Origin of the sequence: Pseudomonas lactis (assembly GCF_001439845.1) — a bacterium.
Classification (GTDB): domain Bacteria; phylum Pseudomonadota; class Gammaproteobacteria; order Pseudomonadales; family Pseudomonadaceae; genus Aquipseudomonas; species Aquipseudomonas lactis.
In genome coordinates, this window is sequence record NZ_JYLO01000012.1 from 282,413 (window position 1) to 297,273 (window position 14,861).

9 protein-coding genes are annotated in these 14,861 nt (G+C 60.6%); all 9 read right to left on the reverse strand.

Features of this window, described 5'->3' with window-relative positions:
• Positions 1-765 precede the first annotated feature (765 nt).
• The 9 genes from TX24_RS22190 to TX24_RS22230 all read right to left on the reverse strand — a co-directional run bounded on the left by TX24_RS22190 (position 766) and on the right by TX24_RS22230 (position 14,854).
• Positions 766-3,687: a DUF748 domain-containing protein gene (locus tag TX24_RS22190; RefSeq protein WP_057711121.1), complete on the reverse strand. Its 2,922-nt coding sequence runs from the start codon at positions 3,685-3,687 to the stop codon at positions 766-768.
• 88 nt (positions 3,688-3,775) lie between these two features.
• Positions 3,776-4,792 (reverse strand): class I SAM-dependent rRNA methyltransferase, encoded by a 1,017-nt coding sequence (locus tag TX24_RS22195; RefSeq protein ID WP_044268589.1) that lies wholly within the window; start codon positions 4,790-4,792, stop codon positions 3,776-3,778.
• A 92-nt stretch (positions 4,793-4,884) separates the two neighbouring features.
• The gene (acs, locus tag TX24_RS22200; RefSeq protein ID WP_057711122.1) at positions 4,885-6,822 is read right to left on the reverse strand and encodes an acetate--CoA ligase; all 1,938 of its coding nucleotides are present in this window, start codon (positions 6,820-6,822) and stop codon (positions 4,885-4,887) included.
• 105 nt (positions 6,823-6,927) lie between these two features.
• Positions 6,928-8,592, reverse strand: a complete 1,665-nt coding sequence (pgi, locus tag TX24_RS22205) for a glucose-6-phosphate isomerase (protein ID WP_003194166.1) — start codon at positions 8,590-8,592, stop codon at positions 6,928-6,930.
• A 224-nt stretch (positions 8,593-8,816) separates the two neighbouring features.
• Positions 8,817-9,668: a pantoate--beta-alanine ligase gene (panC, locus tag TX24_RS22210; protein ID WP_044268581.1), complete on the reverse strand. Its 852-nt coding sequence runs from the start codon at positions 9,666-9,668 to the stop codon at positions 8,817-8,819.
• A complete protein-coding gene (gene panB, locus TX24_RS22215) occupies positions 9,665-10,465 on the reverse strand; it encodes a 3-methyl-2-oxobutanoate hydroxymethyltransferase (protein ID WP_057711123.1) in 801 nt (266 codons plus the stop codon). Before panB ends, panC begins: the two co-directional genes overlap by 4 nt.
• Before the next feature lie 363 nt (positions 10,466-10,828).
• Positions 10,829-11,314, reverse strand: a complete 486-nt coding sequence (folK, locus tag TX24_RS22220) for a 2-amino-4-hydroxy-6-hydroxymethyldihydropteridine diphosphokinase (protein WP_057711124.1) — start codon at positions 11,312-11,314, stop codon at positions 10,829-10,831.
• A gap of 2 nt (positions 11,315-11,316) precedes the next feature.
• Entirely contained in the window at positions 11,317-12,720 is a 1,404-nt protein-coding gene (locus tag TX24_RS22225) for a polynucleotide adenylyltransferase PcnB (RefSeq protein ID WP_003194157.1), read from the reverse strand.
• A 697-nt stretch (positions 12,721-13,417) separates the two neighbouring features.
• Positions 13,418-14,854: a sigma-54-dependent transcriptional regulator gene (locus TX24_RS22230; protein WP_057711125.1), complete on the reverse strand. Its 1,437-nt coding sequence runs from the start codon at positions 14,852-14,854 to the stop codon at positions 13,418-13,420.
• Positions 14,855-14,861 lie beyond the last annotated feature (7 nt).

Here is a 14,861-nt window from a genome sequence, read left to right on the forward strand (position 1 = left end):
ACTTGTGTTGGGGCCTGTTCTATTTCAGGCTGAAACAGAATGATCAGGCCCAAAAAATGTGGGAGCTGCCTGCGATACGCATAGGTGTCTACACAACTTCGCAGCGACGCTGAACCTGTGGCGAGGGAGCTTGCTCCCGTGACGACCTACCAACCGACGCAGATGTGCCTGACACACCACGATCCAAATGTGGGAGCTGGCTTGCCTGCGAAGACGGCCTGACAGCCGACGCCCAGCTACCTGACACTCAAACGATCCTACTGTGGGAGCGGGCTTGCTCGCGAAGGCGGCCTGGCAGTCAACACAGTTGGATTGTGTACATATCCATTGCTGCGGTAACGGCTGCTTAGGGTTCCGCTCTGACAGCGGCTCACTTTTGAAAAGCGCAAAAGTAAGCAAAACGCTCTTGCCCCACCACTCGGCACCTCGCTTAGGCTCGGTGTGCCCGTAATCCGCCAGTGATTTGGGGGGCCGCCGCCACGCGCCATCCATGGCGCGGGGCGGCTAACCCGGCATCCTTGCCGGTTTACCCCCCAAATCCCTGTCGAATTCCGGCCAGCGTGGTTTAACGGGGCGCTTGAGATCAAAAGCAGAGCAAGATCAAGAGCGACTCGCTTCGCATCGTGGTTACCGTCGGCTGCTACAACCTACAAAATTGTGTAGATACTTATTCTGCGATGCGGGCACCTCGGTCATTCAGTTGCACCGAGGTGATGCTATCGCAGGCAAGCCAGCTTCCACGTTAGGTTGGGGGGGGCTTAGAAGTTACTCAGCATCCAGGTGCATAGGAGTGATCACTCGGCCGTCTTTCTCGGCCTGCCCTAACTGCGCATCGATGAAGTACACGCGGTCATCTTCCAACTGGCCCTTGTCTACCAGGTAATCCTTGATGGTGCTGGCTCGGTCCTGCCCCAACTGGCGCAGTAGCACGTCACTGCCACTCCAGAACTTGATCACCCCGTCCTTGAGCTTCGCCGAGCGCTCGTCGCTGCCCAGGTCTTTCCATTCGGCCGGTGGTTGCTGTTTGAGACGGGTGCGGTAGATGCCTTCCAGCAAGGGTGCTTTTTCCTTCTCCGGCACTTCAAGCAACGAGGCCTGGGCCGGGACTTTGTCGCCACGGCGCTGGAGGATCTTGTAATAGTTGTATTGGTATTCGCGTTCCAGTCGCTGTGCGGCCAGGAACGGCCCGTCGCTGCTGGCAGCGGCCGTGCCTTCAATTTCCAGGCGCAGGGCAGGGCGTTCTTTCAGCGCCTTGGCCAGGGTGTTCAGAGCGCCTTCGGCGTCTTTGTTCAGCTCACTGGAGCCTGCGGCGAACGACACATTGCCCAAGTCTTCAGAGCCGCCACCGGTGACCAGCCCGCCAATGAACTTGAAGGGCGCTGTTGCCGCGCGCACCACGAGGTTGCGCAGGGTTTGCCACACAATCGGCATCACGCTGAATTGTGGGTTGTTCAGGTCGCCGCTTACCGGCAGTTCGATGGAGATCTTGCCGTCGGAGTCCTTGAGCAGGGCGACAGCCAGGCGAATCGGTAAGTCCACGGCATCGGAGCTGTCGACTTTTTCACCCAATTGCAGTTGCTCGACCACCACTTTGTTTTCAGCCTTCAACTGGCCTTTGGTGATCACGTAGTGCAGATCGAGATTCAGGCGGCCTTTGCGGATGCGGAAGCCTGCGAACTTGCCCGAGTAAGGTGTCAGGTTGGTCAACTCGACACGCTTGAAGCTGGTGGCGATGTCCAACGCGGCCATCGGGTCAAACGGGTTCACGCTGCCTTTGATCGTCACTGGCGCGTAACGGTCCACCTTGCCCTTGATGTCGACGCTGGCCGGTTTGGCCTGGCGGCTATCGATGGTGCCAATCTGGCCGTTGAGCTGTTGAATCGCGGTGGCAAAGTTGGGCGTGAGGCTAAAGTCGGCAAAGTTGGCCGAACCGTCGTTGATCGCGATCTGGCCGATATGAATGCCCAAGGGCTTGTCGTTACTGGCGGCAGGTTTGGCGGCCGACTTGCTGCCGCTGTCGGCGGGCTGCGGGATCAGCAGGTCGTCGATGTTGGTGGTGCGATCTTCGTTGATCATGAAGCGCGCATACGGCTGCAACAAGTTGACCTTGTCGATCGACAGGCTTTGGCCGTGCTGGTAATTCACGCCTTCGAGCACCAGGCGTTGCCATTTTAGGAAGTCGCGGGTCTTGAGGGTGTCCAGGGTATGCAACTGGTCAACCTGAGCGCGGCCGGTGACCTGAAGGGCCAGTGGCTCGGTGCTTTTGAGGTTCACGTCCAGGTTGCTGCCCAGCATGCCGCTGCGCAATTCCAGGCGAATAAACGGGCTGATATAAGCCTGGGCGACCCGCAGGTCGATGTCCTGGGTGTTCACTTTCAGCTTGGCGCTGACGGGGTTGAGGTTAACCTCGCCGGCTGCCTGGATCTTGCCTTGTTTGCCCAGGCCGGTGTCGATCTTCAAGGCAAAGGGGCTCTGGTTGAGGCTGTCGAAGTTCTGTACGTCGACATTCAACGGGCCCAGTTCCAGCGCGACCGCAGGTTTTACCTGGCGGTCTGCCAGGTGCACCTGATAGTTACGCAGTTGCACATCCTTGAGCAGCACTTGCCACGGCTTGCTCGGTGCCGCCGGTTGCGCCGAAGGCGCGTCGGCAGCGGCTGGCTCCGGTGCCTTGGCCGGTTTGCTCGGTTGGCTGGCGAACAGTTTCTGCCAATCCAGTTGACCATCGGCCTCACGGGCGGCCCAGGTTTCCAGCTTGTTGCTGCGGATCTTGCCGACAATGACCTGCTGCTTGGCCAGGTCTACCGTGGTTTCGCTGACGTCCAGGCGTTCCAGGCGCGCCAGTGGCCGGCCATCGGGGGCCTTGATAGCGAAGGGGGCGATACTGGCGGCGGTGTTGGTCAGGTTCAGCTCGGTCTCTTTGGCCAGGCTGAATTTGTAGTCAGTGCTGAAGTTGAGCACCCCGTCTTCCAGCACCAGTGGCAGGGCGTCACGCACATACGGCCACCACGCTTTCATCTTGCCGTCGGTAACCTTCAAGGTGCCTTCGGAGGTGATCGGTACCAGGCTGAAGTTGCCTTTCCAGTCGATCTGACCCCCTTCGGGGCCAGCGGCGACCAGGGTCATGTCGGCATTGTCGTCGGGCAAGGTGCTGAGGTTTTTCAGCTCGAAGTCGAGTTCGTCGTAGAGGAATTCGATGGGTTCGCTGGGGCGCAGGTCCTGGAAATGCACGTTACCACCGGCCAGCTTGATGCTGTCGATACGCAGTGGGAACGGCTTGGCATCAGGATCGGCCGGGGTTGGCTCGCTCGGTGGCAGTTTGAACAGCTGCGCCAGGTTCAGTTGGCCGGACTTGTCGAACAGCAGTTCGGTCTTGGGCTTGTCCAGTTGCACATCGGCCAGGTGCAGGGCGCGGGTCCAGAGGCTGTCGATCTGCAGGTTGGCGTAGAGGCGTTCGAAACCCACTTGCTCTTTGCCCGGCTCACCAATCTTCAGGCCCCACAGCGTCAGTTCCAGGCTGAAGGGGTTGAGCTCGATACGCTCGATTCGCGCCGGCACTGTGGCGTAGTTGGCCAACTGTTGGTTGGCAATGCGAAGGGCGATGCCGGGTAATATCAGAAAGCCCAGCAAGCTGTACAAAGCAAGGGCGGTCAACAAGGCGCCTACGGCGCGGATCAATCCTTTGGGCATGGGTGAACGCCATCTATGTCGAACAAGAGTGCCTTGGAGTATGGCACGGGAATTCGGTTCCGAAGAACCGTGGGCGCTGGGAAACTTCCTACAAATGCAGGATCAGGGTCTTCAGCGGAGGCTGTTGGTCCCTGGAAGGAAAGTCGGCCCCAGGTGTCATCACTTGCCACTCGCGCACCGGGCGCCCGGCTTTTTCCGCGCAGCGCAGCACCTGCTCACGCCAGTCCTCCATGCTGACCTTTGCCAAGTTGTTGCAGCAAATCAGCACGCCATTGTTGGCGGTGGCCAGCAGTGCGGGTTTGAGCAGGCTTTGATAGTCGCGCAACAAATCGACGGTGCCGAAAGCGCTCTTGGCCCAGGCGGGAGGATCGAGCAGTACCAGGTCGTACTGGCGCTGTTCCAGGCGCGGATAGCTCGGCAGCTTCTGCCCGCGACGCTGGGTGATGGGCAGGCCTGCCAGTTGGCGAATCGCCGGGAAGTAGTCGGACTGTATGAATTCCATGCTCGGCAACTGCGGGTTGAGTTGGCCGTTTTCACGCCCCACCGCCAGGTTGCCCTCGGCAAAATCCAGGTTGCACACCTCGCGTGCACCGCCCGCAGCCGCGCTCAAACCGACGCCGCAGGTATAGGCGAACAGGTTCAGCACGCTTTTGCCGGCGCTGTGGTCCTTGACCCAGCCACGGGTGTTGCGCAGGTCGAGGAACAGCAGTGGGTCTTGCCCGGCGTGGCGCCCACGCACACGGTAATTGAGGCCCCACTCGTGGCCGACCAGATCTTCCAATGCGCCAGGCTCTGCGCGGTACACCGTGTCTTCGCGGTCGATGCGTGAGTTGCCGCGGGCACGGTCGTTGTACACCAGCAACAATTCCAGGCCCATGTACTGGTTGATCAGTTGGTGCAGGTCCAGCAGGTCTGCCGTTTCCAGGGACTGGTGGAAGCTTTGTACCAGCAATTGCGGACCATAGCGGTCGATGGTCAAGCCGCCGGCGCCTTCCTGGCTGCCGTGGAACAGCCGATAGCAGTCCGTACCCTGGCTGTGCAGCGTGTTGATCAGGTCTTGGCGGTGATCGAGGGCGGCGCGCAGCGCCTGATTCAAGGGAGTCATGGAGCGCGCCTTGCTTGCAGATGAATAAGAAAAAGGGGGCGCGAAGTTTAACAGCTAACCCCGGCCTGCACAGGCCGGGGATTATCCTGGCGCTACCGGTTGAGGCGTTTGTCGATCAAACCGTCCACCACGCTGGGGTCGGCCAGGGTCGAGGTGTCGCCCAGGCTGTCCAGTTCGTTGCAGGCGATCTTGCGCAAGATACGCCGCATGATCTTGCCAGAGCGGGTTTTCGGCAGGGCTGGCGCCCATTGGATCAGTTCCGGTTTGGCGAAGCTGCCAATCTCCTTGCTGACCAACTCCAGCAGGTGCTTTTTCAACGCGTCGCTGGGTTCGACGCCATTCATGGGGGTGACAAACGCGTAAATGCCCTGGCCTTTGACGTCGTGGGGATAGCCCACCACAGCGGCTTCGGCGACCTGGTCATGCAGCACCAGGGCACTTTCCACCTCGGCGGTGCCGATGCGATGGCCCGAGACGTTGATCACATCGTCGATGCGCCCGGTGATCCAGTAGTCGCCGTCTTCATCGCGCCGTGCGCCATCCCCGGTGAAGTAGTAGCCGGGGTAGGGCTTGAAGTAGGTGTCGATCATGCGCTGCGGGTCGCCGTAGACGCTGCGAATCTGCCCCGGCCAGCTGGCCTTGATCGCCAGGACGCCACTGCCGGCGCCACTGATTTCCTTGCCCTGTTCATCGAGCAACACCGGTTGTACGCCGAACATGGGCTGTGTCGCGCAGCCCGGTTTGATGCGCTGGGCGCTGACCAGCGGGCTGAGCATGATGCCGCCGGTTTCGGTCTGCCACCAGGTATCGACAATCGGGCAGCGCTGTTCGCCGACGGCGTTGAAATACCAGTCCCAGGCTTCCGGGTTGATCGGCTCACCGACGCTGCCCAGCAGGCGCAGGCTGGCGCGGGATGTGCTCTGCAACGGGCCGTGGCCTTCACGCATCAGGGCACGCAGGGCGGTGGGCGCGGTGTAGAAGATATTCACCTGGTGTTTATCGATGACCTGCCAGAAACGCGAACTGTCCGGATAACTCGGCACGCCTTCGAACATCAGCGAGGTGGCGCCATTGGCCAGCGGGCCATACACGATATAGCTGTGGCCGGTGACCCAGCCCACGTCGGCGGTGCACCAGAACACTTCACCCTCTTGGTAGTCGAGCACGTACTTGAAGGTCATCGCCGCTTGCAGCAGGTAGCCAGCGGTGGTGTGCAGCACGCCTTTGGGTTTGCCGGTGCTGCCGGAGGTATAGAGGATGAACAGTGGGTCTTCGGCGTCCATCGGCTCGGGTGGGCAGTTGTCGCTGGCGGCGTCCAGGGCGGCTTGGTACTTGAGGTCGCGGCCTTCGTGCCAAGTCACGCTCGCTCCGGTGCGCTCCACCACCAGTACCGTGCTGACATTCGGGCAACTGGCCAGGGCTTTGTCGACGTTCTGTTTCAGCGCCACGGGTTTGCCACCGCGTACGCCTTCGTCGGCGGTGATCACGGTGCGGCAATCGGCGTCGAGAATGCGGTCACGCAGGGCGTCCGGGGAGAAACCACCAAATACCACCGAGTGCACCGCGCCAATTCGCGTGCAGGCCAGCATGGCGTAGGCCGCTTCGGGGATCATCGGCATGTAGATGCACACGCGATCGCCTTTGCTCACGCCACGGCTTTTCAAGACGTTGGCCAGGCGGCTGACGTTTTGGTGCAGTTGACGGTAAGTAATCGTGCAGGATTTTGACGGATCATCGCCTTCCCAGATGAAGGCCGGCTGATCGGCGCGCTGCGCCAGGTGGCGGTCGATGCAGTTGTAGCTGACATTCAACTGACCACCGGCAAACCATTGGGCGGCACCGGTGTGGATGTCTGACTGCTGGACGCTGTGCCAGGGTTTTATCCAGTCGAGAAAGCCCTTGGCCTGTTCGGCCCAGAAGGTGTCTGGCTGATCGATGGATTGGCGATAGAGGCGCTGGTAGTCCTCTTGACTGAGCTGCGCAGCCCGGCGGACGGCATCGGCGGTGGGAAAGGTGCTGATATCGAACATGAGCACTCCTTATTCTTGTTTTTGCGACAAGTCATAAAGATGCACCCTGAGGCGGGAGGGTTCAAGGCCAACGTCCAAACGGACGTTGGCCTTGAATGCACGGCTTCAGCCGCGGTGACGACCGCGGAAGTAGTTGATCAGGCCTTGGGTCGAAGCATCCTCGGCCAAGGTTTCTTCGGCGCCGGTCAGGCGGTTGTACACGCCTTTGCCCAGCTCCTTGCCCAGTTCCACGCCCCATTGGTCGAAGGCATTGATGCCCCACACCACGCTCTGCACGAACACCTTGTGTTCATACATCGCCACCAATGCGCCCAGGCGACGCGGGCTGATGCGCTCGACCACCAGGGTGTTGCTCGGACGGTTGCCCGGGATCACCTTGTGCGGTGCCAGCTTCTGTACTTCGGCTTCCGGCAGGCCCTTCTCACGCAGCTCGGCTTCGGCCTCGCTGCGGGTCTTGCCGAGCATCAGCGCCTGGCTCTGGGACAGGCAGTTGGCGTACAGCCACTGATGGTGGTCGGACACCGGGTTGAAGCTGACGATCGGTACGATGAAGTCGGCCGGGATCAGCTGAGTCCCTTGGTGCAGCAACTGATGGTAAGCGTGCTGGCCGTTGCAGCCCACGCCGCCCCAGATCACCGGGCCGGTATCGGTGGACACGGGCGTGCCGTCCTGGCGCACACTCTTGCCGTTGGATTCCATGTCCAGCTGTTGCAAATGCTTGGTGATGTTACGCAGGTAATGGTCGTACGGCAGGATCGCATGGCTCTGCGCACCCCAGAAGTTGCCGTACCACACGCCCAGCAAGCCCAGCAGCACGGGCATGTTGGCTTCGAACGGTGCGTTCAGGAAGTGCTGGTCCATGGTGTAGGCACCCGACAGCAGTTCCTTGAAGTTGGACATGCCGATGGCCAAAGCAATTGGCAAGCCGATGGCCGACCACAGCGAGTAGCGCCCACCGACCCAGTCCCACATTGGGAAAATGTTCTCTTCGCGGATACCGAACGCCACGGCCGCGGCATTGTTGCTCGAGACGGCGATGAAGTGGCGATACAGCTCGGCTTCCGAGCCCCCCTGGGCCAGGTACCAGGCGCGGGCAGCCTGGGCGTTTTTCAGGGTTTCCAGGGTGTTGAAGGATTTGGACGAGACGATAAACAGCGTGGTCTCGGCGCGCAGCTTCATGGTCAGTTCGTGGAACTCGCTGCCGTCGATGTTCGCCAGGTAGTGGCAACGCACGCCTTTGTGGGCATAGGACAGCAAGGCCTCGGAGACCAGCTCCGGGCCGAGGAACGAGCCACCGATGCCAATGTTCACCACGTCGGTGATCGGCTTCTCGGTGTAGCCACGCCACAGGCCGTCGTGGATACGGCCGACCAAGTCAGTGATCTGGTTCAGCACTTTGTGCACGTCCGGCATGATGTTCACGCCGTTGACCGACAGCTTGTCGCCCACCGGGCGGCGCAGGGCGGTGTGCAGGGCAGGGCGGCCCTCCGAGGAGTTGACCGGTTCGCCAGCGTACTGCGCGTCGATCGCCGCCTTGAGATTGACTTCCTTGGCCAGGCCCACCAGTAGGTCGCGGGTTTCGCTGGTGATCAGGTTTTTCGAGTAATCGAGGAAAAGTCCGCAGCTGCTCAAGGTGAACTGGGAAAAACGCTGAGGATCGGCATTGAACGCCTCGCGCATGCTGAAATCCTGCATGGCTTGGCGATGTTGAACAAGCGCTTGCCAGGCGGGCAGCGCGGTAACGTCATGAGGGGTGCGGTAGTACGCCATCGCTGCGGGTTTCCTTTTTATTACGGGGACTGCCTTTAGGACACTTCAAAGCCCGGAACATCCAGTCTTATCGCAAGGACTGGGTTCCAGACAGCGCTAACCATAGCGCAGGGCAGTTACATTAAACCTAGCGTGTGGATATGTCTTGGCTTTGTCTGCGCTGTGGCCGGTACTTTTTTATACCGGCACAGCCGTCGGGGCAACAGGTTGAGGGTAAAGCGGGGTCAGGCGAGGTTCAGGTGCAGGTTATCGATCAGACGTGTAGCCCCCAGGTAAGCGGCGACCAGGATCACCACATCACGATCTTCAGCCGTGGCCGGGCGCAGATGCACGCCTTGGCGCACTTCCAGGTAGTCCATGCGCAGCCCTGCGGCTTCAATCTGCTGGATGTGCTCGGCGCGAAGCCTGGCGAAATCATGATCGCCGCCTTTGATGGCCGTGGCGATCTGGCTGAGCGCGCGGTACAGCACTGGCGCGACCGCCCGTTGCTCCTCGCTGAGGTAACCGTTGCGTGATGACAGCGCGAGGCCGTCCTCGGCGCGCACGGTGGGCTCGCCGATGATCTGGATCGGCATGTTCAGGTCGCGGACCATGGCGCGGATCACCGCCAACTGCTGGTAGTCCTTCTGGCCAAATACGGCCATGTCCGGTTGGACCATGTTGAACAGCTTGCTGACCACCGTGGCCACGCCTTCGAAGTGCCCTGGGCGGCTGGCACCGCACAAGCCTTCAGACAGTTGTGGCACGCTGACACGGGTCTGGCCGTTCATGCCATCGGGGTACATTTCCTCCACCGTGGGCGCAAACAGCAGGTTGCAACCGGCCTGCAGGAGTTTTTCCTGGTCGGCGGCCAATGTGCGCGGGTATTTGTCCAGGTCTTCGCCAGCGCCGAATTGCAGCGGGTTGACGAAAATGCTCGCCACCACGAAATCGGCTTGCTGCGCGGCCTTGGTCACCAGGGTGGCGTGGCCGCTGTGCAGGTTGCCCATGGTGGGCACAAAGCCGATGCGTTTGCCGGCGTTGCGGGCGTGGGTTACGGCGGCCCGCAGTTCGCGGACGGTTTTAACGGTGTTCATGCCGAGAACCCGTGTTCAATACCTGGGAACGTCACGTTTTTGACTTCGCTGACGTAGGCGCTCAGGGCGGCGTGGATGCTGTCCTGGCCGGCCATGAAGTTCTTCACGAACTTAGGCACGTGGCCGGTGATCGACAGGCCGAGCATATCGTGCAGGACCAGCACCTGGCCGTCGGTGGCTGCACCTGCGCCAATCCCGATCACGGGCACTTTGACTGCCTGGGTGATTTCGGCAGCCAGTTCGCTCGGCACGCACTCCAGCAGAATCATCGCCGCACCGGCTTGTTCCAGGGCGATGGCATCGGCACGCATTTGGCGGGCCTGGGCTTCATTGCGGCCCTGGACCTTGTAGCCACCGAGGATATTGACCGACTGCGGCGTCAGGCCCATGTGTGCGCACACTGGCACGCCGCGTTCGGCCAGCAGCCGGATCGACTCGGCCAGCCACACGGCACCTTCGACTTTGATCATGTGTGCGCCGGCCTGCATCAGCTTGCCGGCGTTCAGGAAGGTTTGCTCAAGGGTGGCGTAACCCATGAACGGCAGGTCGGCGATGATAAAGGCGCCATCGTTGCCACGCTTGACGCTGGCGGTGTGGTAGGCCAGTTCATCGGTGGTTACGGGCAGCGTGCTGTCATTCCCTTGAAGAACCATGCCCAGGGAGTCGCCCACCAGCAGCACTTCGACGCCGGCCTGGCAGCTGGCGTGGGCGAAAGTGGCGTCATAGCAGGTCAGCATGGTGATTTTTTCACCTTTGAGCTTGAGGCTCTGCAAGGTGGTCAGGGTAATGTCTGGCATGAAAAGGGTCCTCGTTCAGGCGCTTGGAAACAGCGAGTAACGCGCGTGAGTCTTCGTTTATACAGGCGCACTGTCTTGAAAGCAGTGCTTATAAGGCCTGGATTGCGCCCTGTCGCGCCGGGTTGGCGGCAGCGGGACGCCTATAGTCGTGAGGAGGACACGGGAAGTCAATTGGATGTGTTACCGCATTGTTACGATGGCGGTGTTACCGCTGTTACTGAAGCGATTGCGCAACGTGCGCGCGGTATTACGGCAGAGAAGATCAAAGGTGGGAGCTGGCTTGCCTGCGATGGCATCCACTCGGTGTGGCTGATACACCGAGTCGCTTGCATCGCAGGCAAGCCAGCTCCCACATTGACCGAGTCATTCTTGCGGGAGGCGTTCCAGGCCGACGAACGGGCAAGCGGTGAGCAGGTCGCTTAAGCGCTGGCCGTCAGGCAGCTGCAGGTCGGCTGGCGCTAGCTCAGCCAACGGATACAGCACAAACGCGCGCAGATGCATCTGGTAGTGCGGCACCTTCAGGCGCGGCTCGTCGATCAGGCGATCACCGAACAGCAGGATATCCAGGTCCAAGGTGCGTGGGCCCCAGCGTTCCAGGCGTTCGCGGCCCTGATCGTTCTCGATGGCTTGCAGCGCATTGAGCAGGTCCATTGGCGCCAAGTGACTGTCCAACGCCGCAACGGCGTTGGTGTAACTCGGTTGGCCTGGCAGCAATGAATCGCTTTGATAGAAGGCGGACACACCGGCGAGCTGGGTGCCAGGCAGTTGCGCCAGCGCCTCGATCGCGCTGCGCAATTGTTGGTGCGGGGCAGCCAGGTTGCTGCCCATGCCGATGTAGATACGTTCCACGTTTATTCGCCCGCAGCGCCCGAGGCATCGGCACTGCTGCGTTTACGCTTGGTGCCGCTGCGGCGACGCTTTTTCGGGCCTTCGCCGGCGCTATCGCCTTTGCTGCCCAGTTCACGAATCATTTCGCGGCGCTGGCTGTCATTGGCGTCCTGATAGTCGGTCCACCATTCACCCAGGCCATCGGTCTGCTCGCCCGCGCTTTCACGCAGCAGCAGGAAGTCGTAGCCGGCACGGAAGCGCGGGTTGTCCAGCAACAGATCGGCGCGCTTGCCGCTGCGGCGTGGCAGGCGCTCCTGCATGTCCCAGATTTCGCGGATCGGCATGGTGAAACGTTTGGGGATAGCGATGCGTTGGCACTGTTCGGCGATCAACTCGTGAGCCGCTTCCTGCATGGCCGGGATCGGCGGCATGCCACGGTCCTGCAAGCGCAGTACGCGTTTTGGCAGGGCCGGCCACAACAAGGCGGCAAACAAGAACGCCGGGGTCACCGGTTTGTTCTGCTTGATGCGCAGGTCGGTGTTGATCAAGGCTTCGCTGATCAAAGTGTGGGTGTACGTTGGGTTGTACTCCAAGGCCTCGGCGCTGGCCGGGAACAATGGGTCGAACAACTGCAGGTCCACCAGCATTTCAAAGGTGTCGGCGGCGTAGCCCGAAAGGAACAGCTTGAGCACTTCTTCAAACAGGCGTGCCGAGGGGATTTCCCGCAGCATCGGCGCCAGTTCGCGAATCGGCGCGGCGGTGTGCTTTTCGATGCCAAAGTTGAGCTTGGCGGCGAATCGCACGGCGCGCAGCATGCGCACCGGGTCTTCCTGGTAGCGCTGCGTTGGGTCGCCGATCAGGCGGATCAGGTTGTTGCGAATGTCGTGTACGCCGTTGGCGTAATCGAGGATGCGCTCGCTGACCGGGTCGTAATACAAGGCGTTGATGGTGAAGTCGCGGCGTTGCGCGTCCTCTTCCAAAGTGCCATAGACGTTATCGCGCAGGATGCGCCCGCTCTCGTTGCGGGAAGACTGGTTGGTGTCTTCCTCTTCATCGTTTTGCGGGTGACCGGCGCGGAAGGTCGCGACCTCGATGATTTCGCGACCAAAGTGGATATGCACCAGCTTGAAGCGCCGGCCGATGATTCGTGCATTACGAAACTCGGCGCGCACTTGTTCAGGCGTGGCGCTGGTGGCGACGTCGAAATCCTTGGGCGTGATGTTGAGCAACATGTCGCGTACGCAGCCACCCACCAGGTAGGCCTGGTAGCCGGCGTTCTGCAAACGTTCGACGATGTTCACTGCATAACGGCTGAATTGAGCGCGCTGCAGCGAATGCTGGCTGCTATTGAGCACTTCAGGCGTGCTGCGTTTGTGTTGCGTTCGACGCAAGGGAGAACGGAATGACTGGAACAACTTCTTCAGCATGGGATGCACTGTTTGAAGGAATGTTCGGCCATAACGAAGAATGACCGCATGATGGGCGGGGATTCTAGCATTTAGTCGGGGGATGGTGTAGGAACAAGCTAAAGGCATTGCGCCATAAGCGTTTGAAGGTCAAATCCCGGAAACTACAAGGGGAGCCGAAGCTCCCCCAGAAGTAGTTGCGTGCTCTATTTTTATTATTGATGTCGGGCTTCTTGTTTTTGTTGATCGCCCTCGCCATGAAGCTTCACCTTCATGACACTCCCAATCGGGAGTCAAGAGCAAACGGATTGCTTTGGTCGCTGTGTTGCTGATCTACGATCCAACCAGTTCAGGCTCTGCCTTAGGGCAGTTTTTGTTGTTCTCGGCCTGGTTGCGGGGCAAGCCCCAAATGCAACGCCTCTCCAAAAGAATCAGTTAGCTGCGCCTCCGCCGTGTTGTTTTTGTTATGCGTGAGTCGATTCGTCTTATTTTTATTGTCTTGTACAAAGCTTGTTATTGTTTTTGTACTAAGCATATAGCAGGGTGCGTGCCAACTTTTGCGCCGACCAGTAAAACCGGGGGGTTGGGCTGGTTTCGTCGGTTTGAGGGCCAAAAAAAAGCCGGGGCTTCGTTACCGTAAGCCCCGGCTTTTGTTACGTGAAAAGTCAGCGGTAACAGTTTTTTCACATCAACAGGTGTTACCTGTGGGGCTGCGCCCTCAGCTTTCGCTGGCCACCCCGGTCTTGCGCCGTGGAATGCCCAGGCGCTGGCGCCGTTCCCACAGGCATTTGCGACTCACGCCCAGCTTGCGTGCCAGCTCGGTCTCGGTCATGTGGTCCTGATGCTCGAGCACGAAGTGCTGGAAGTAGTCTTCCAGTGACAAATCTTCCGTCGGTTCATGGCTGGTATTGCTGGCTCCGCCCTGCTGCGGGGCCAGGCCGATGAAGTCGTCGTCATCCAGGTCACTGAGTTCGATGTCGATGCCCAGCAACTCGGCGGAAATCTCCGGGCTCTCGGACAGGATCACGGCGCGCTCGACGGCGTTCTCCAGCTCACGCACGTTCCCTGGCCACGAGTAGTGGCGGATGGCCTGCTCGGCGTCCGCGGCAAACTTCAGGTCGGTGCGCTCAATGCGCGCGCCTTGACGCAACAGGAACGCGTTGGCGATTTCGTTTACGTCGGAACCACGCTCGCGCAGGGCCGGCAGTTTGAGCGCGATGACATGCAGGCGGTAATACAAGTCCTCACGGAACTGACCGATCTTGGCCAGGCTCTTGAGGTCTCGGTGTGTCGCCGCGATCAATCGAACATCGACCTTCTGCGATTGCACCGAACCGACGCGGCGAATTTCGCCTTCCTGCAGCACGCGCAGCAACCGCGCCTGGGCTTCCAGGGGCAGCTCGCCAATTTCATCGAGGAATAAAGTGCCGCCGTCCGCGGCTTCCACCAGGCCCGCACGCCCGGCGCTGGCGCCGGTGAACGCACCTTTCTCGTGGCCGAACAGCTCGGACTCGATCAGGGATTCGGGGATCGCCGCGCAGTTCACCGAGATCATCGGTGCTTTGGCACGCTTGGACAGGTTGTGCAGGGCGCGGGCCACCAGTTCTTTACCGGTGCCCGATTCGCCCTGGATCAATACATTGGAGTCGGTCGGCGCCACTTTGCGGATCTTGCTGTACAAGTCCTGCATCGGTGGGCAGGAGCCGATGATGCCGATCTCGCCGTTGCTGTTGTCGACACCCGGTTTTTCGCCGGCGCTGGCCTTGCCGGTGGGGCGTTGCTCGGCAGGCGCGCTGCTGGCCGACACGCGGTCACGCAGGATGCGGGCCACGGCCTGGAGCATTTCGTCGTGATCGAAAGGCTTGGCGATGTAGTCCACCGCGCCCATCTTCATCGAGTCCACCGCCGAACGCAGGCTGGCGTAGCTGGTCATGATCAACACCGGGGTGCCCTGGCCCAGCTTGATCAGCTCGGTGCCCGGGGCGCCGGGCAGGCGCAGGTCGCTGACAATCAGGTCGAACGTGGGAATGCTGAATCGCTCTTGGGCTTCCTGCACCGAGCCGGCTTCGCTGACCTGGTACTGATTACGTTCAAGCAGGCGTCGCAAGGCAGAGCGGATAATGGTTTCGTCTTCGACGATCAAAATGTGCGGCATTGATTCA